The organism is Candidatus Tisiphia endosymbiont of Myopa tessellatipennis (assembly GCF_964031105.1).
Lineage (GTDB): Bacteria > Pseudomonadota > Alphaproteobacteria > Rickettsiales > Rickettsiaceae > Tisiphia.
This window is the reverse complement of record NZ_OZ035005.1, coordinates 1,049,514-1,069,302: the sequence shown is the minus strand read 5'-3', so window position 1 is coordinate 1,069,302 and position 19,789 is coordinate 1,049,514. Positions and strand designations below refer to the sequence as shown.

Genomic DNA, 19,789 nt, shown 5'->3' with positions numbered 1-19,789 from the left:
AAACAATCTATGTTAAGTAGTCAGGGGTACAGCTATGCGGGTGTGACGAAATTGGGAGACGTACTAGATTTAGGTTCTAGCGCCGCAAGGCTTGGGGGTTCAAGTCCCTCCATCCGCACCACAAAATAATAATACAAAAACTGGAGAGCTTTATTTAATTTAGTAGCTCTTCAAGTTTTCGTAAGGTTTTAATATTGCTAATGAGTTTTTTAGTATGCAAGTCACAGAACTTAAAAATGAAGGTCTAGATTTTGAAGTTAAAGTAGTCCTTCCTTCTTCTAAAATTGCCAATGAAGTACAAAAAGAATTAGCTAGTTTAGCAAAAAAAGTTAAGCTTGATGGATTTCGTGTTGGTAAAGTGCCAATCAGCATTGTTAATAAAAAATATAAGCAATCTGTTAGGTCTGATGTGGTAAACCATGAAATTAATCATGCAGTACAGCATGTTATTAAAGATCATAAACTAAAAACAGTAGGTGATCCACAGTTAGAAAATTTACGTAATGAAGAGAATGAGGATATAGAATTTACTCTAAAATTTGAGCTATTACCTGATATTGAATTGCCAGATTTTAAAAAAATAAAAATTATTTATCCAAAGTTAGTAATTAAAGAAGATGATGTTAATAAGCAAATAGATAAGCTTGCATCTATATCAAAAATTTATAATAAAGAAAGTAAAGGGAAAGTAAAAGAAGGGCAGGAAGTTACTATTGATGCGATTGGTTATGTCAATAATGAGGCTTTTGAAGGTGGTAAGGTTACAGATTATAAACTAGTAATTGGTAGTGGAACTTTTATTGAGGGCTTTGAAGATCAGCTTATTGGAAGTAAGACTGGGGACGAGGTAGAAATCAACGTTAAATTTCCTGAAGATTACCATATGAAGCAAGTCGCAGGTCAACCGGCTAAGTTTATTGTACAAGTAAAGGCTGTACATTCTGCTGATGAGCTAGTTGTTGATGATGAGTTTGCTAAGAAATTTAATTGTGAAACACTAGAAGAGTTACGTGATAATATTTCTAAAAGCATAGAAAATGAATATAGTGAGCCTATACGCACTTTAATGAAAATGAGCTTATTTGATCAATTAGAAAAGCTATTAATGTTTAATGTTCCTAAATCTTTAATAGACCAAGAGATAAGTATTCTGAAATCTCAAACTGAGAAGAGCAATAGTGACTCAGATTCGATATTTAAAGATAAATCAGAAGCAGAAATTAGTGAGTATTATAATAAGCTAGTCTTACGTCGTGTTAGAATAGGTCTAATGTTATCCGAATATATGAAAATTAAGAATTTGCATATCGAACAGAAAGATCTTGTAAGTGCTATTATGGCTCAAGCAAGGAAGTTTCCAGGTCAAGAAACAGCAATATTTGATTTTTATAAAAAAAATCCTAATGCTCTTGAGCGCTTAAAAGGTCCGTTATTAGAAGAAAAAACAGTACAACATATTTTTGACAATGAAGTGATTTTAGAGGAAAAAAATTATACGAAAGAAAAGCTTGAAGAATTTTTAGCACAAGAAGAAGATCGTGTGGTATAGAGTCAAGTAGCAGGGCATTATCATACCATTTCTGAAAACTAATCATCACGGTCGTACTTCATGATCTCCGCTCCTCACGTACTAGTTGTATGCGAAGGTACTCGACACTCGTACTCCGAGTAGCAATTTAGTTTTGGGAAATGGTATCAGTAAGATATATTTGAGGGTTTTATGCAAAATACTAATTTGATAATCGCTGTAATAGGTCTATTTCTAGTGTTTGTTACATTCTTTATTTATAAAAAGAGCAAGAAAACACCGGTTAGAACGCTTGTTGATGATCCTAATAATGCAGAACCATTTAATAAAGAAAATAATAAAAAGAACCTATCACTCAATGATAGAGTTGAGCTATCTTGGAAGTTTTTATATGAAATTACAGAATTAATTATTAGTAAATTCTCTAAAAAGGATGTAGAGTTAGTAAATAAACTTGGTCATATCCTGCTAGATAATGGAATGAGATATGAGCATGTAGTAGATCTTGGTATCAAACAACAGGTTATATCAAGGGTTGCAAGCATTGAACAACAAGCATATTCCCAATCTCAGAAAACTTTGAGTAAATAAGTATACTCAAGTGATCTGAAGAATTGGTTTTGATAGTTGAGAGGTATTAGCCATAGTACCCTACATTTTTTATATAACCACTATTACAATAGCTGCATCTATTAGTGAGGAGTCGCGAAAAAGCGGTAACGCAGCAACCTAGGATACGCGAAGCGTTACTCTAAAAAAACAGCTTCGCTGTTTACCTAGATCGCCACGGCATCTAAAGAGCCTTGCTATGACGATTATAGAAAAATGTAGGGTACTATGATATTAGAATGCTTTATTATTTCTAGCAGAACCAGCATAAGGTTTTCTATCATTGTTATTACGAGGAAAATAACTTTTTTTGCCATTATGACCATTAAATGGTTTCCTGCGATTCTTACTTTCCCTCATATCTGCTCTTGAAGTAGTTTCACCTTGATTTATTAGGCGGTCAATAGCTTTCCATCTGATATTATCTTCTGGCGAAATGAATGATAATGCACAACCTGAGAGACCAGCTCTACCAGTTCTACCTATTCTATGCAAATAATCTTCTGGAGCCATTGGTAAGTCATAATTGATAACATGCTGTGTATGAGGTATATCTAAGCCACGAGCTGCAACATCTGTTGCCACCATGATCCTATGACGAGAAGAGCGAAATGATGAAATTACACGATCACGTCTACCTTGTGTTAAATCACCATGTATAGCTTCAACTTTATGATCTTCAAATTTCAACATTTTTGCAAGCTGATCAGCACCACGCTTAGTTTTTACAAAAATAATTATAGAACCATCACGTTCATTTAATTGCTTTATAAGCTCAGGAAATTTCTCTTTATCAGAAACACGCAAAGTTTCTTGTTTTATTTGAGATGCAGCCTTAGTAGTTGATCCAACAGTAATACGATGAGGATTAACCACGTATTTTTGCGATAATGCAATAATATGTTTTGGCATAGTAGCTGAAAACATTAAAACCTGGCGTTTTGCAGGTATATATTTATTTATTTCTTCTAATTGTTCTTTCATACCCATATCAAGCATTCTGTCCATTTCATCAAGTACTACCAGTTGGATAGTATTTAATTTTAAAGTACCACGAAGTAAATGATCTATGATACGACCTGGTGTGCCAATTATAACTTTAGGATTTACTTTTAGTTGTGTAAATTGTTTATGCATTGGTTCACCGCCTATCAAAACCGCACTAGGAAGTTTTATTTGAGTAGTTACCTTAGTTAAAGTATCACGCACTTGAGTAGCTAATTCCCGAGTTGGAACAAGTACCAAAGACATTGATTTAGTCTGTATAAAAGAATTGATTATTGGTAGCAAATAGGCAAGGGTCTTACCCGAACCAGTTTGACTAGAAGCTAGAACATCATTACCTTGCATAGCAACCGGTATGGCCTTTCTTTGAATTTCCGTTGGAGAGGTTATGTTCATGCGTTCAAGTGATATAATCACTTCATTTGGTAAATTAAAACTTTTCATTATATAAGTCCAATATTATTTATCTTAAATTAAAAATGCTCAAATGCTTTACCCCAATTCGGGATAAGAATTAACTAATTCTTATCCCGAATTGGGGTACATCGAAGGTGTAGGGATGATACCTTAGGCTATTAAACCGATGTATTACATCTAGTTCAGGTTAGTCAAAGCATTTGAGTAAACATATATTCTATACTTTAAAAGAATAAGTGTATGATTAAGTTCTTACGTTATAATGTGAGTTGTCAATTAATTGTATAGTAAAAAACTGTTGTATTATGTTCCAACAAAATTATAACTTTAACTTACAGTGAAACACTGAATTACAAAAAATAATCCATGAAGTGTATAAAAAGATGATACTACCCAAAATTCACTAGTTTAATAACCACTCATAAATTTTGAGTAGTTGCTTGTAGTTTTAAATAAATATTATTTTATTTGTAGATTAACAGCAGAAATTTTCCCCTTATTATCTTCTAGATCAAAGCCAACACTTTGACCTTCATTAAGATTACGGATACCGGCACGCTCTACAGCCGAGATGTGAACAAAAACGTCACTCCCCCCATCGTCTGGCTGGATGAAACCGAAACCTTTGGTTGTATTAAACCATTTAACCTTACCTACTTTAGTAGCCATAAAAACCTTTTAGTATAGAGTTACTTATTTGAACTTAATTCGCAACTCTTCCGTAGAAATTAAACCAAATAAATCGATAGATACAAGGTTTTCATGCTATTAAAGAGTTAATTATTAAACTCAACAAACATGTTACTCTTTTTCTTAATAATTGTCAACAAGGGATAAGACAATTATGTGTAGATTCTATATTTTTCTTTGAAACATAGACATTTTAGCACAGTTTATTAACTGATTTATCAATTCTGTAAGTAGAATTTAAAAAATAGAAATTGTAAAATTGCTAGATGTATAGCATAGATATATAAAGCATTATGGCTTATAATTCGCAAATTTATAGCAATTTTTTGTTCAAAATTTCTTGCAACCATAAATATATATTGTAAAACTCCAAATATAACTACTATAAGTACATAGATATACGACAAGGGAAAAACAGCAATGGTATGCAGTACAGTCAAAATCATAGATATTGCAACGGCAATCCTAAGATTACCTAGATCATGTTTAGCTATATAGCCAAGTAACATGATAGCTAAACCTATGGTACCATAATCAACCAAGAACCAAGTGCAGAACCAAAGAGTCCCAAGGAAGACAACATGACAATAACCCTTATAGAAAAAATTATTTAGGCTATTTTGAAAACAATAAAGATAGCACTGACCTAGAAAAATAGGAATAAGTATGTTAGTTGTGGTGAACTGCTTAAATAATATAGTAGTAAAAATATGTAGTAGAACTCCGACTACAAGAATTTTAATTTTTGGTTTTTTATGAAAATTATAGCCAACAAAAAAGCAGAAAATAGGCATACTAATACGACCAATAACCCGCATTATCTCGTATTCAGGGAAAAAGTATAACCCTAAATGATCTATTACCATGGTTATTATGGCTATAGTTTTCAAAAAATCTTGATAATTAGATTCAGTTTTCATCATTAATATACTACTATGATTTCAAGAGTTGATAGACACCCCAATTCAGGATAAGAATTAGTTAATCTTATCCCGAATTGGCTTTAATATTAGTAAATACACCTTCTCTACACGTCTATTAGTGAGAAGACCGTAAGGTCGACGAAGCAATCCAGTAACATCATTTATCTATAGATTGTTTCCTAGATTGCTTCGCTTACGCTCGCTAATAGACGCTATGGTATAGGTGTTTGTAAACTTTCAACAGTTATGGTGCAAGCACCTTCTCGCAATGACGTTTTATTTCTGATTCAGCTAAACATCGCCAAAGTAAGGAAAAATGTATTCTTAAAGCGGCTTTGCGAATGCATTTTAAACCTTTCTATATATTATTTTGGATAAAGTCTAAAATAATAAATCATTAGAAAAAACGTCATCGTTCCAGATAAAATTGTGGCTGCCAGCATAAAAGTTTTTACTAATAACAATTCAGAATAATAATATTCAGAACAATAGTGCTTAATCACCCAAATTACTAGTACCATTATTACGCAGCTGAATAAAATCTTGCCACAAAAAAAGTATAATTTTGAATCAATGAAAGAATGACCATACTTCTTTGTATATATATATAACAACCAAACATTATACCAAGCGGTAATAGAGCAGCCAAGAGCGATACCAAGATGACCATATGGTTTCATCAGAACGATATTTAATATAGTATTCACAGTAAGAGAATATAATGTTATTTTTAAAGGAGTTTTCGTATCACTATTAGCATAAAATATAGGCATCAAAATTTTGGCAAGTATAAAAGCTGGTAAACCAAGGGCAAAACCGGAAATAGCTTCAGCAGTTTTAATTGTATCAGCATAAGTAAAAGCTCCACGCTCATATATTACATGAATGATTGATTCTGATAAAGCGATAATACCGAACGCAGCTGGCAAAGATAATAAAAGTCCAACTTTAATAGCATTATTTTGAATCCTTGCTGCTTTTTCTAAATCATTCATTTGGTATGTTTTTGATAATTCTGGTAATAATATAGTACCAAAAGTTACCCCTATTATAGATAAAGGAAATTGGTATATTCTATCTGCATAGGATAATATTGAAATTGTTCCTTCGATGAAGCTAGCTATTGATTGCGAGATAAATAAGTTAAGTTGCTGAAATCCAGAGCTAATAGTCGCTGGACCCATACCAAACAAAAACTTTTTTACATCTTTATTACATGGGTCAAAAACTAGTGGGAATGATAAACCAACCCTAATTACACAAAAAAACATAAAGATAATTTGTAATAACCCAGCAATCAACAAAGATAAACTAATCGATATAGGAGTAGATATATGTTCTTGTAATATTACTGTTGTAATTATAACAGTAATACTTAAAATGATCGGAGAAAAAGCAAAAGCTGCAAATCTTTTTACTGAATTTAAAATTCCCCCTAGTAAAGCACTTACCGAGATAAAAATTAAATATGGCATGGTAATGCGACACAAAATAATTGTCAAATTAAACTTGTCTAGATCTTCATGAAAACCAGGAGCAATAATGAACATTAATGATGGCATGAAAATCTGCATTAACACTACCACACTCACTAAAGTAATAAGTAAAATAGTAAAGATAATGCCAGTGAAATGGCGTGCTGCTTCTCGAGATTCTATGAGTTTTGTATTAAAAATAGGTACAAAAACGACTGAAAGCGCCCCTTCCCCAAAAATACGCCTAAATAGGTTGGGTAATTTAAAAGCAACATTAACACTATCAGCAATATTACCAGCACCAAATAATGAAGCAATGAATAATTCGCGAGCCAAACCAAATATACGGGAGATTAAAGTAAAGACAGATACTATAATTCCAGAACGAAATAATGTATATCCTTCGCCTTTCATTTAAGCCGCCTCGATGTTATGTAAGCACTGTTCTTCACCTTATCGTTTTCGGTCATAAAGCAAATGCCAATTATTGATTTTCTATCTTATACCATTTCCCAAAACTAAATTGCTACTCGGAGTACGAGTGTCGGCTACCTTCGCGTACAACTAGTACGTGAGGAGCGGAGATCATGAAGTACGACGACGTGATGATTAGTTTTCGGAAATGGTATTAGTAGATACCCTTAATATACCTTCATTAATCAACTCCTTAGCTTTTTGAGCATTTTCCCAGCCAGTTACCTTCACCCACTTACCTTTCTCTAGATCTTTATAATGTTCAAAAAAATGTACTATACGTTGTTTCAACATCGGGCAAAGATCATCTAAATCTTTTATTGAATCAAAAGTAATATCTAGTTTAGAGCTAGGCACAGCAATAATTTTTTCATCCAATCCAGATTCATCTTCCATCATTAAAACACCAATAGGGCGTGACCTAATCACAGAGCTAGGTATGACAGGATAATGTGATACAACCAATACATCTACTGGGTCTCCATCCTCTGATAAGGTATGCGGGATAAACCCATAATTACATGGGTAAAACATAGCAGTTTGCATAAACCTATCAACAAATATTGCTCCTGATTCCTTATCCATCTCATATTTTATAGGACTATCTTGCATTGGAATCTCGATAATCACATTTATCTCTTCATGACCGACTTTTGTCTTAATTTTATCAACTAACATCACTTTACCCAATTAATAAATAATTTCTTTTGCATTTTTGCAAGCAAACATCTACATAATGACTAATAAATGGCTTTAAAAGGTTTTCGTCGCTTATCTTACCATTTTCATTAGATGCCACTAATACTCCAGAAGCAAATTTTTCAAATATTTTTTCTTCAATCTGCTGAATAGAGTTGTGTCCATCTAATAGCTCAATAATATATTTTTCATGCAATTGCAATGGAACAACAGCATTAACTCGATTTGTCACAAACAAATTAGTTGAGTCTAATTTTTGAGCTTGATATCTTGCTAAATCACTTACTTTTGGTTTTGCCGAGATTTCATATACTGACTGAGGTTTTGTTGCAAATATTTGTACGTACCCTTGTAACATTAGTTTTATAATTACAGGATCTAATTCTGCTCTAATATCTTTAAGCTGTAATTTTTCTAATTTTTTCATAGCCAATTTACAAATTTGATCCAAAGTCAAAGGATTACCAATATTATCAGCATAAACATAGAAAACTGCCTTTATTATAGGAGAAGACGTTGAAATATTAGGGGATTCTGAATTATTATTATAATGAAATCCTAAACTTTCTACTGTATTATTCATATCCACTTCATTTTCAGGCATGACTGGTATAATATTAAAAGTAGTATAAAAATCACTTAACTTACTTGGTTCAATTTTCCTATCTATAGTGACATTATTGTGGCATAACAAAGTAGTCCTAAATTTACGATTAGTGATAAAATCCATATATTGTTCGGTTCTAACAATATCATTTATCGCTTGTAATTGCTCTGCAGCCTTGGCAGGTAAATTACCGACAAACATCGCAGAAAGTGCAGAATCTCCAAGATAATTTAAATTATGTTTTCTAGCTGTACTTATGAATTCATGGAAATAAAAAGCTGTATTTTCTTCTCCAAGATATTCATGTAGTAAATATGAATCATTTGTAGTTTTAAGAAGTTTAGTTTCGTGTTGTAAGAATTTAGAATAAGAATTATCTGAACCTTCTAAAGAATCATTAACAAAATCTAATAATAATCTAGCTTGTTGTATTTTACTATGGTTGTCAGTAAAGGTGCTACTGTGAAACATCATCATATCTCTGATAGTTTTTTGTATATTCCAGCCTGGCAGAGTATTATAACTAATAAAGGCAATACCGTCGGGGTTTAATAATTTATTGCAAATTTCAAAAATCTTGTCCTTAACTATAGTAGGCACCCACGAGATTATTCCATGGCAAATTATATAATCAAATTTACCAACTGACTCATCAAGATTTAGTATAGATAAGTGTTTTAGTTCAATATTTTTAAGACCTAAACTCTTAACTATTTCCATGCCATTAACAATTTGGACATTTGACAAATCAATTCCTAAAGAATAAGATTTTGGGTAACTTTCAGCAAAGTCAATTATATTAGCACCTTCAGCACAACCAAGCTCAAGTATCCTAGCGGTCTCTATAGCAGGAGGTTTCATGTTAAATAATAGACCAATAGTTCTTAAATGTTCCGCCCTTGTATAAGTAAAAGGAAAACTTTCATAAGGAAAATCATCATAATTAATATTATTTGTTTGCTTTTCTAACAAACTGTTATTAGGATTGTTTTTTTGCCCCATAATTTGCTCCATGATAAAAGTAATAATTTCTAGTGGATTTAGTTATTTTAAGCAAGGATTTTCTACATTTCTGTAGGGTAATCTAATTAACCTCAAGTATCGATGTAAAAAATTAATAGTAGGCTCAAGTAATCATTGCCATTAGGGATGATGTCACCCCACGACTGTTGAAAGTTAAAAAACTGTCTATTAGCGAGGAGACCGTAGGTCGACGAAACAATCTATATGACAAGCTTCATGGATTGCCGCACTCACGCATAGGTGTCAACTTAAGAGCATAATGATTGAGCATGTATAAGCAAATTAAACCTAAACGTCATTGCGAGAAGCCGCTGCAAGCGGCGACGCGGCAATCCAAGATACGCGAAGCGTTACTCTAAAAAACAGCTTCGCTGTTTATCTGGATCGCCACGGCATCTAACGATGCCTCGCGATGACGTCTGTGTTTAATTTGTTTATACATGTTCAATCATTACGCTCTTAAGTTGACGCCTATGCACGCTCACGTACGTTCGCTCGCTAATAGACGGTTTTTTTAACTTTCAACAGTTATGGAATGACACCCTAGGCTATTAAACCGATGTCTTACATCGAATTAAAGGTTAATTAACAGTATCTACGATTAAAATTAAATTTCTTTTTATGTTATTTCTTCTTGATCTTTTTACAGTATTTCCTTATATTCATGACTTGTTTTTATATAAGTGAGCCTTTTAAAAGCGGGTGTAGCTCAGGGGTAGAGCGCTACCTTGCCAAGGTCGAAGTCGAGGGTTCGAATCCCTTCACCCGCTCCAGTATAAAAATGGTTCTAAGATAATATACTGTTCGTAAATGAAGAGTTGGTAGACGATAGTATAACTTCAAGAAGAGCTAGGAGTGTCAAAGTCGAGCTGCTAGGCGTACATTAGTACGTGAGCAGCTTCGATCTTTGGTCGCGGGAACGCCAATTCTTGAAGTTCACCGAGTATACATATTCTCTCTACGGAGACGACCTAAATATGTCTGGAATAGAATTAAATAAAATTGCTGCTTCTATTTTGTTAGCCAGTTTAATTGCAATGATGGTAGGGTTTATAACAAATATTTTGTATAAGCCTGTTTTACATCCTGAATCTCGAGGTTATAGTGTAGAAGTAACAGAAGATTCTCATAGTGACCTTGACGCTAAGGTTGCCGTAGAAGCACCAGTGAATATAGAAGAATTGATGAAAACTGCTAATGCTGAAGCAGGAAGGGAGATAGCAAAAAAATGCCTAATGTGCCATTCTCTTGATAAGAGTAAAGCTAATAAGGTTGGACCACATCTATGGAATATCGTTGGGGCAGAAAAAGCTAAAGCAGAGAATTATAAATATTCAAGTGCTTTATCCAGTAAAGGGGGAATTTGGGATGAAGAAAGTTTATTTCATTTTTTGCATAAACCTAGTCAATATATACCTAGTACAAAGATGACTTTTGCTGGTTTAAATAAACCTCAAGATATAGCTAATGTTATAATGTTTTTAAAGACATTTGTTCATGACTAAATTCTCCTTGGAAGCTTGTTATATCGAAACAATTAGATTTGAGATAGCTCTGCATCTGATTGTTAAATCATGTCCATTAGCGAGAAGGTCGTAAGCACAACTGTCGAAAGTTCGAAGGTATAACGGGTTTTAGGCAGGGCAGTTTAAAAGTTGTATATGGTCAACGTCATTGCGAGAAGATCGTAGGTCGACGAAGCAATCCATAAAAGTAACCAAAAATGGATTGCTTCGTCACTGCGTCGCAGCTCCTCGCAATGACGCTAGGCTGTTTTTCCTATGACTTTTAAATTGCCATGCGTAAGGTGAGTATATTAGTTGAAGGTATCCTATGATCCTATCTGAAATTTCAATAGTAGAATGGTGGTTGATCGCTGGCGTTATTTGTATAATTATAGAATTTGCTAACATTCCAAATGTTGGTTTTTTATTTTTGGGTCTAGGTGGAGTATCTACTGAAATAATATTAAACAATTACCCGGGTCTTTTAAAATACCAGTATATAATTTTTGGCTTTGCTTCTTTTATGTGGCTGATTACCTTATGGTATCCGCTAAAATTTTATGTTTACAAGAAATATGATAAGTACGAATATTCTGATATGGTTGGTAAGGAAGTAGTGGTATACAGCAATAAACTTCTAGTAGGGGAAACAGGACAGGTATTGTGGTCAGGAACTATTATGAATGCTAAACTCAGCAAAGATACTATCAAATCAGTACATAAAGGAGATCTACTCCGCATAGTACAAGTTGATGGTAATGTGCTTATATGTACTGCAAAAAATGAGAGTGTTACGAACTGATTTTTTTTGGTAATTTTGTTGTCAAAATGTGTTGTTAAAATTTGCTTTTGCTCTATAATAATCGTCTGTGTATGCGAAGCACAACTGTTGAAAGTTAAAAAATCGTCATTGCGAGGCGTCTACTTAAGAGCGTAATGATTGAATATGTATAAACAAATTAAACACAGCCGTCATAGCAAGGCTCGTCAGATGCCGTGGCGATCTAGATAAACAGCGAAGCTGTTTTTTAGAGTAACGCTTCGCGTATCTTAGATTGCCGCGTCGCCGCTTGCAGCGGCTTCTCGCAATGACGGTTTAGGGCTTGCAAAGCTCATCGCGATGACGATTTTTTAATTTTCAACAGTTGTGCTTTTTGCCCCAATTCGTGTAAACTAGGTTACATTAATGGGCTTGGTAAATTAGATAGATAGTTTCCCTTCCAAAGTTCCTGATAAAGAGCAGGATCAATGTTTCCACCTGATATAAGTACTAAAACTCTCTTAGGTTTTGATTGTCTCTTTAACCAATCAACTACTCCAACCATATTTAAAGCACATGATGGTTCACAAGCAATTTTTAGTAAATGCGTTAACCAAGCGGTCCAGTAATATATAGAATATTCATCAGCAAGAAAGAAATCATCAAGTTTATTTAGATAATTAAATGTACGTGGTGAAACTGCTAAAGTACGCAAGCCATCTGCTATAGTATGTGGTGAATTAGCAAATCTGTATATTGAACCTTGCTGAATAGATAAAAAAGCATCATTCGCATTAACCGGCTCTGAACCTATAAGCAAGCTGGATGGAGACAGTAATTTTTTTGCTAAATATGATCCAGAAAGTAATCCACCTCCTCCACAAGAAGCAAAAATAGCATCTGGGCTAAACCCCAGTTGTTGCAAGGCTTCATAACACATAGTACTAGCTCCAGCTATACTCGAATCGCTATCAGAAGGATGCAAATAGTAGAAATCATTTTCTATGTCACCTTTTGCCCTATCTTCTGCCACTTGCCTAGTATCGGTCAGTATAACCTCTGCTCCGTAATATCTTGCTGCTTGTTGCTTAATTGGAGAAGTATCTTTGGGCAAATAAATTCTTGCATTCAGATTAAGAATTTTTGCTACCCAAGCAAGACCAATTCCATGATTACCTGTACTATATGCAACAATTTTATCTAGTAAACGATTTCGTTCTTGTAACTCTAATAAATGGTTTAATACCCCTCTAACCTTGAATGCTCCAGTTTTTTGCAACGATTCTATTTTAAAGAAAATTTTATGCCCCAGCATTTCATTTAAAGTTTCAGACTGGACTATTGGAGTCAAATGAAGATATTGTTTTACCCTATTACTTGCTATTGATATTATATTTGGAGATTGAGGTGATAAATGCATATACAAAATAAATGTAGCTTGAAATCCCAGCACGGCAACATTATATAGTTAACAATCCCTTTAGTATATAAATTTTTCAAGGTTTTAGTATGACAAATAAAGAAAAATTACCCCTACTCGCATTAAAAGACATGGTGATATTTCCCGGCATGGTTGCTCCCATATTTGTCGGTAGGACAAAGTCTCTAAAAGCCTTACTGAATACTAAATCTACAGATACTAATAGATATATATTATTGGTGTTACAAAAACAACAAGATCAAGACACTCCAGATATTCAAGATCTTCATTCTACAGGAGTAATTGCTAAAATTATACAAACAGTAAGGTTACAAAATAATGCAAAAATTCTTGTTGAAGCAATGCAGAAGGTTAAGCTTCATAACATAACTAATAAAGAAATGTTTGAAGCTGAATATAGCATACTACAAGATGAAGAGGTAATTGATGTGGAAGCTTTAAAAGTTTCTACGTCAATTGTCATTGAGTTATTTATGAAATATACCAAGAATCATAAAAAAATTAATCCAGAAATAATAGAAACAATAGCTGATGAAATAACCAAAGATCCGACAAATTTTAGTTATATTACTAATGTGCTAGCCTCTTATCTGACTGCACCATTACTAATAAAACAAACTTTATTAGAAGAAACAAAACCTCAAACACGAATTAAAACTATAATAGATACATTGACATCTAGTATGGCTCAAATGGAAGCAGAACAAGCTTTACAACTACGAGTAAAAAAACAAATTGAAAAAACTCACCGTGATTATTACTTGCACGAACAAATGAAAGCTATACAAAAAGAACTCGAGCAGGATAAATCTGACTTCTCTGATATAGAAAAAAAGATTAAGACCTTAAAACTTTCAAAAGAAGCAAAAGAAAAAGCCGAATCAGAACTGAAAAAGCTAAAGCTTATGAATCAAATGTCAGGTGAATCCTCAGTTGTTCGTAACTATCTTGATACAATATTAGCTATGCCATGGGGAAAATTTGATAATAGTAAAACTGATATAAATAAAACTAGAGAAATTTTGAATCGGGATCATTTTGGTCTTGAGAAAGTCAAGGATCGCATCATTGAATATTTAGCAGTATTACAACGCTCTAAAAAAATTAAAGGACCTATACTATGCTTAATTGGTCCTCCAGGAGTGGGAAAAACATCACTGGTCAAGTCAATTGCTGAAGCAATGGGTAGGAAATATACTAAATTTGCTCTTGGCGGCATTAGAGATGAATCGGAAATTAGAGGTCATAGAAAAACATATCTTGGTTCTATGCCAGGAAAAATCATAAACTTAATTAAAAAAGTTAAAACTAATAACCCTGTTATGTTATTAGATGAAATTGATAAAATGGGTTCTGATTTCCGAGGCGATCCAGCATCTGCTTTACTTGAAGTTTTGGATCCTGAACAAAACAGCCATTTCGTTGATCATTATTTAGAAGTAGAATATGATTTATCAGAAGTAATGTTTATTGCAACAGCCAATTCTTATAATTTGCCAAGAGCTTTACTAGATCGTATGGAGATCATTAATGTTTCTGGTTATGTTGAAGAAGAAAAATCACAAATTGCTAAAAATTATTTAATACCAAAGCAATTGAAACTACATCAAATGAAGAAAAATGAGCTAACTATTGATGATGGAGCAATTTTAGAATTAATCAGATATTATACCAAAGAATCAGGGGTAAGATCGCTTGAAAGAGAAATTGGCTCTGTTACAAGAAAAATATTGCAAAGGATTCTGAGTAACAAAGAAGTAAAAAGCATATCAATATCATCTGAAAATCTTGAAGAATATTTAGGTGCTAGAAAACATAATTTTGGTTTAGCTGAGAAAGAAGACCAAATAGGCAGTACCACGGGGCTTGCTTATACAGAAGTTGGTGGAGAACTATTAACCATTGAAGCATTGTCATTTCCTGGAAAGGGAGATATTAAAACTACAGGCAAGCTTGGGGATGTAATGAAAGAATCCGCTCAAGCAGCTTATAGTTGTTTCCGCTCTAGAGCTAATAATTTTGGACTGAAATATGAAGACTACAAAGACCTTGATATCCATTTACATGTACCGGCTGGTGCAATTCCAAAAGATGGACCATCTGCTGGATGTGCAATATTTACCACTATTGTTTCACTTATGACCAAAATACCAGTCAAAAGAACTGTGGCAATGACTGGAGAAATTACCCTAAGGGGTACAGTGTTACCAATTGGAGGACTAAAAGAAAAATTATTGGCTGCTAGCCGAGGTGGTATACAAACAGTATTAATACCTGAAGAGAACATCAAGGACTTAAAGGATATTCCACCGAATATAAAGAATAGCTTGGAAATTTTATCAGTGTCAAATATAGATCAAGTACTAAAATTAGCTTTAGTGAATAATAATTTTACAGTTGCTAACTAAAAAAATATTAACATTAAGATAGAAACTTGAATATACTTAAAATTATTTATCTATGTTGTAGGTTTGAATATGACTATTAAAAACACTGAAGATTCCTATGGTTTAGTTACACAACTTCTACATTGGATAGTTGGAGTTATGATAGTGTCAATGATTATAGTTGGTTTTTCTATGCAAAACATAGAAGATCCTAGTGTAAAACAGCAAATTTACACCTCCCACAAGGCTATAGGCGTGATGGTATTATTACTAGTATCCATAAGATTACTATGGCGTTTAATTAATATCAGAGTAATCTTACCAAGTGATTTACCAAAATGGCAAAAAAATGCCGCTACCTTAAATATCAATATACTCTATCTTTTAATGTTTATAATGCCAATCAGTGGTGTGTTAATGACCATTCTATCAGGTCGTAACATTGACATATATGGACTGTTTACTATCACTTCATTCATTCAGAATGCATTATTTGCCAAAATATTTTACAAAATGCATGAATTTTCAGCATTTATTCTCTGTGCTTTAATTGCTCTGCATACTTTAGCTGCCTTTTATCATCATTTTGTAAGAAAAGATGATGTATTGAAGAGAATGTGGTTTAACAACAGAAATAATTGAAAATATAAAGAATTAGGCAACTTTTGGAATTGCTGCATATAACTATGTATAGTCCTCTATAATATAAAAGTATTGTGGATAAGTTTGTGAATAAAAAATGAATAATCATTTTGTAAAATCCATGTTCAACTTAATTTTACATCTTATTAACAAACAAATATATTTCCATAATTGCTTAAAGTATTGATTAAATCTTATTAATATCTTAATTGTAAATAGAAAAAATATTGATGCCATTGACTAATTTTTACTTAGTGCATAACTTTTATCGTGTATAATCAAATTAATTAATTAATGATAAAATTCAGACTATAACAGAAAACCATCCATATCATAAATTTTTCAAATAAGGTTATTATGTTACCAATTCGTATAATCCTCCTACCAGTTGTTTTTATGTTATTATCAGCATTTTCGAATCTAGACTTTAACAAAAATAATAAGGAATTTATTAGCTTATTGAAAGATACAAAAATTGCTGTTGTTGCTACTGCCTCAGGGGTAAGCAGTGAATTATTATCTAATTTAAAAAATATTACTTCATTAAAACTAGATATTCCAAATAGTTGCTTTGGAGGAAAAAGCTTATTCCATTCTGCCGATGATAAAACAAGGTTATCGTGTTTAGAAAACGCATTACTGGATCAATCAAATGACGTAGTATGGACACTTCGCGGGGGATATGGTTCAGCAAAATTGATTCCTGACTTACAACGCATGAAAAAACCTATAAAGGAAAAGTTTTTTATAGGGTTTAGTGATATGACGGCTTTACATATTTTCTTTTCTCAAGAATGGGGATGGAAGACAATTCATGGTAACGGAATCATTGAAATATTTAATCCAACAAGAGATCATCAGAATTTTATAAAAATAGCAAAAATAATTTCTAGTAAAGAAATTCTAGCTAAAATTAAAGGGTTATCAGCAATCAACCCTGTTGCAAAATCTAGCAAAATTGTTACAGGTAATCTTACTGGTGGTAATTTAACCATTGTACAAACATCTATCGGTACATCATGGCAAATAAAAACAGCAGATAAGATTCTTTTTTTGGAAGATGTTGACATAAAACCATATCAGCTAGATCGTATTTTATATCATTTAAAACAAGCAAGGCTGCTAGATCATGTAAATGCTATAATATTTGGGACTTGTGGAGGTGATGGTAAGAATATCATTACTGTTCTTACTGATTTTGCAGCAACCTTAAAAATTCCAGTATTTAAGACTAATAGGTTTGGTCACGAGCAAATTAATGATCCAATTATTTACAATACTAGTACAAAAATTATTCCTTCTAATGATAACCAGTTCGAATTAATAATGAAATGCTATTAAGAATAATTCTAAGTTAACCCAAGAAACCCCAATTAGGGATAAGAATTAGTTAATTCTTATCCCTAATTCGCGTAAGAAGGTTTTAGCTATAGTCAATTGAAGAGAATTGAGTAGCACCTGACTTCCGCAGATTTTTTGATATTAGTTGTTATAAGTGGCATTAGTAAGGAGGTGAAGTGGTACTCTCGTTCTGTTGTGCCTAGTAGATATTTTATTATTGACTTTAACTGCGATGTTGTTTATTATTTAATTAATTAAATATAGCCCCATATTTTATAGCCCTAATATGTACATACGTCGTAAAAAAACTCCTAATAGTCCAAGGCAATCTATTCAAATAGTGGAAGGTTATCGTGATAGTAAAGGTAACGTCAAACAGCGTATAGTACGTCATTTAGGAGTCTTCGTAGATGAAGTAGAAGAAGCTAAATTAGTTGCCCTAGCACAATATTTGATTGCCAAGATTAAAGCTGAGAGAGAAGCTGCAACTGGGCAGGGGAATTTGTTTACTGATGATACTAACGAGGTTAAAAGAGGTCGTCCAACTAACAAGCTGCTAAAAGATATTCTACCTGTTAACGAAGTAAAACTAAATGAGGTTGTAGAAGTCAAGCGAGTTGTTGAAGGAGTGCATCAAATAGGGGGGCATGTTTATGATCAAATGCATTTTAACCAGTTACTAGCAAGGAAACGTGACGCTGGGATGCTGAAGGATTTAGTGTTAGCCCGTATGGTAAGACCAAATAGTAAAAAAGGGATAGTTGAGTATTTAAGCGATCAATTTGACAGGCATCATGATCTAGATGCTACTTATCGGATGATGGACAAATTACATGAGCAAATACCTAAAATTAAAGAATTATGCTTTAAAAACACCCTAACCCTGATTCCTAATAAAGAGATTAGCCTAGTATTTTTTGATGTTACTACACTATACTTTGAATCAGTAGAAATAGATGAGCTAAGAGCCTTTGGCTATAGTAAAGATCATCGCTTTAATACTACCCAACTAGTTCTTGCCCTAGCAACTAATGAGGATGGATTACCACTTGGCTATGAGCTGTTTAGTGGTAATACCGCAGAAGTTAGCACCTTAATTAAATCAATTAACAGCTGGCAAGCGTATCTTAAAGTTAAAGATGTCTGTTTTATTGCTGATCGTGCAATGTTTAGTAAAGCTAACTTGCAAGCTCTCGATGAAGGTGGTTATCGTTATATTGTGGCAGCAAAGCTTAAAACACTCAAGAAAGAAAAGAAAGAAGAAATATTATCAGAGGAAAACTATAAGCCTACTGTTATAGGCAATGATCTTACTTGGATTGCCGATCTAGAGCATGATGGTAAACGTCTAATTACCAGTTATAAATCTAAAAGGGCTATTAATGATGCACAGGAGCGACAAAAAATTTTAGATAAAATTAATAAGACTATTGGTGAGTTTGGTAGTACTAAAAAACTTATATCTAATAGTGGAGTAAAAAAATATACTTCTAGTGAAAATGGCAAGAGCTATATTGACGCAGAGAAGATAGAGCAGGATGCGTTGTGGGATGGCATACATGGGGTAATCACCAATGACCAGACTATAACTCCACATGAAGCAATAGCAAAATATGCTAGATTATGGGTAATTGAAGAGCAATTTAGAATCAATAAACATAATTTACAAATGCGTCCAATTTTTCACTGGACTAAACAAAGGATAGAAGCACACATAGCTGTGTGTTATATGAGTTTTGCAGTGCTTAAAACTATAGAATACAAGGTTGCTCTGACCCAAAAGATCAGTGTAACTAACATCGTTGAATTATTAATATCAGTACAGGATTCAATCTTAAGACATACAAAGACTGGTGATCTTTATAGACTACCAAGTGCAATAAAAAACGAAGCTAGAAAAATCTATAAAACCTTTAACATCAAACGTTCAGACCATGCTGCAATATATTTAAAATAACAAAATAATGTTGTGCCTAAATTTTAAAAATCCCAGCACTATGACCCTTCTAAGCTTATGCCTTATTAAAAAATGCGGAAGTCGGGAAGAAACCCCAATTAGGGATAAGAATTAGTTAATTCTTATCCCTAATTCGCGTAAGAAGGTTTTAGCTATAGTCAATTGAAGAGAATTGAGTAGCAGGAGCGATGGAGCGACACCTATATATACTCGATGAAAATCAAGAATTGCGTTGTCGTCTTCAGGGATCGTAGGTAGCCACGTACTAATGTAGTACGCCTAGCACCTCGACCCTTTGACTCCTGC

General features: G+C 33.2%; 15 protein-coding genes and 2 tRNA genes. 10 read left to right on the top strand and 7 right to left on the bottom strand.

What is annotated here, in order from left to right; genetic code table 11:
• The first annotated feature begins 36 nt into the window (after positions 1 to 36).
• From AAHN03_RS05310 to AAHN03_RS05300, 3 genes are all read left to right on the top strand, one after another.
• A tRNA-Leu gene (locus tag AAHN03_RS05310) sits at positions 37 to 121 on the top strand.
• A 93-nt stretch (positions 122 to 214) separates the two neighbouring features.
• Positions 215 to 1,549 (top strand): trigger factor, encoded by a 1,335-nt coding sequence (tig, locus tag AAHN03_RS05305; RefSeq protein ID WP_342278372.1) that lies wholly within the window; start codon positions 215 to 217, stop codon positions 1,547 to 1,549.
• A 171-nt stretch (positions 1,550 to 1,720) separates the two neighbouring features.
• Positions 1,721 to 2,119 (top strand): DUF2660 domain-containing protein, encoded by a 399-nt coding sequence (locus AAHN03_RS05300; protein ID WP_341761387.1) that lies wholly within the window; start codon positions 1,721 to 1,723, stop codon positions 2,117 to 2,119.
• 252 nt (positions 2,120 to 2,371) lie between these two features.
• Here AAHN03_RS05300 and AAHN03_RS05295 read toward each other — a convergent pair whose 3' ends face one another.
• The 6 genes from AAHN03_RS05295 to AAHN03_RS05270 form a co-directional block, all read right to left on the bottom strand.
• Entirely contained in the window at positions 2,372 to 3,586 is a 1,215-nt protein-coding gene (locus AAHN03_RS05295; protein WP_342278371.1) for a DEAD/DEAH box helicase, read from the bottom strand.
• A 432-nt stretch (positions 3,587 to 4,018) separates the two neighbouring features.
• On the bottom strand, positions 4,019 to 4,228 hold the full coding sequence (locus tag AAHN03_RS05290) for a cold-shock protein (RefSeq protein ID WP_341751689.1): 210 nt from the start codon (positions 4,226 to 4,228) through the stop codon (positions 4,019 to 4,021).
• 239 nt (positions 4,229 to 4,467) lie between these two features.
• Positions 4,468 to 5,172, bottom strand: a complete 705-nt coding sequence (locus AAHN03_RS05285) for a TraX family protein (RefSeq protein ID WP_342278370.1) — start codon at positions 5,170 to 5,172, stop codon at positions 4,468 to 4,470.
• Positions 5,173 to 5,537: 365 nt separating this feature from the next.
• Positions 5,538 to 7,061 carry a murein biosynthesis integral membrane protein MurJ gene (gene murJ / locus AAHN03_RS05280; protein ID WP_342278369.1) on the bottom strand — a complete coding sequence of 508 codons (1,524 nt, stop codon included), beginning with the start codon at positions 7,059 to 7,061 and terminating at the stop codon, positions 5,538 to 5,540.
• 195 nt (positions 7,062 to 7,256) lie between these two features.
• Positions 7,257 to 7,799 carry an inorganic diphosphatase gene (ppa, locus tag AAHN03_RS05275; RefSeq protein WP_341761391.1) on the bottom strand — a complete coding sequence of 181 codons (543 nt, stop codon included), beginning with the start codon at positions 7,797 to 7,799 and terminating at the stop codon, positions 7,257 to 7,259.
• A gap of 4 nt (positions 7,800 to 7,803) precedes the next feature.
• On the bottom strand, positions 7,804 to 9,429 hold the full coding sequence (locus AAHN03_RS05270; protein WP_342278368.1) for a class I SAM-dependent methyltransferase: 1,626 nt from the start codon (positions 9,427 to 9,429) through the stop codon (positions 7,804 to 7,806).
• A 719-nt stretch (positions 9,430 to 10,148) separates the two neighbouring features.
• Between AAHN03_RS05270 and AAHN03_RS05265 the strand changes: the two genes are divergently transcribed.
• The 3 genes from AAHN03_RS05265 to AAHN03_RS05255 all read left to right on the top strand — a co-directional run bounded on the left by AAHN03_RS05265 (position 10,149) and on the right by AAHN03_RS05255 (position 11,757).
• Positions 10,149 to 10,223, top strand: a tRNA-Gly gene (locus AAHN03_RS05265).
• A gap of 204 nt (positions 10,224 to 10,427) precedes the next feature.
• Complete coding sequence (locus AAHN03_RS05260) at positions 10,428 to 10,955, top strand: cytochrome c family protein (protein ID WP_342278367.1); 528 nt, start codon at positions 10,428 to 10,430, stop codon at positions 10,953 to 10,955.
• A gap of 328 nt (positions 10,956 to 11,283) precedes the next feature.
• Complete coding sequence (locus AAHN03_RS05255) at positions 11,284 to 11,757, top strand: NfeD family protein (protein WP_342278366.1); 474 nt, start codon at positions 11,284 to 11,286, stop codon at positions 11,755 to 11,757.
• 376 nt (positions 11,758 to 12,133) lie between these two features.
• On the opposite strand, the gene AAHN03_RS05250 is transcribed toward AAHN03_RS05255, so the two are convergent.
• Positions 12,134 to 13,135, bottom strand: coding sequence for a serine/threonine dehydratase (locus AAHN03_RS05250; RefSeq protein WP_342278365.1), 1,002 nt, complete (start codon positions 13,133 to 13,135; stop codon positions 12,134 to 12,136).
• A gap of 89 nt (positions 13,136 to 13,224) precedes the next feature.
• Between AAHN03_RS05250 and lon the strand changes: the two genes are divergently transcribed.
• The 4 genes from lon (at position 13,225) to AAHN03_RS05230 (ending at position 19,483) form a co-directional block, all read left to right on the top strand.
• Positions 13,225 to 15,564 (top strand): endopeptidase La, encoded by a 2,340-nt coding sequence (lon, locus tag AAHN03_RS05245; protein WP_342278364.1) that lies wholly within the window; start codon positions 13,225 to 13,227, stop codon positions 15,562 to 15,564.
• 69 nt (positions 15,565 to 15,633) lie between these two features.
• Entirely contained in the window at positions 15,634 to 16,185 is a 552-nt protein-coding gene (locus AAHN03_RS05240) for a cytochrome b (RefSeq protein ID WP_342278363.1), read from the top strand.
• Between the two features lie 372 nt (positions 16,186 to 16,557).
• Positions 16,558 to 17,526 carry an LD-carboxypeptidase gene (locus tag AAHN03_RS05235; RefSeq protein ID WP_410521362.1) on the top strand — a complete coding sequence of 323 codons (969 nt, stop codon included), beginning with the start codon at positions 16,558 to 16,560 and terminating at the stop codon, positions 17,524 to 17,526.
• 286 nt (positions 17,527 to 17,812) lie between these two features.
• Positions 17,813 to 19,483: an IS1634 family transposase gene (locus AAHN03_RS05230; protein WP_342278361.1), complete on the top strand. Its 1,671-nt coding sequence runs from the start codon at positions 17,813 to 17,815 to the stop codon at positions 19,481 to 19,483.
• Positions 19,484 to 19,789 lie beyond the last annotated feature (306 nt).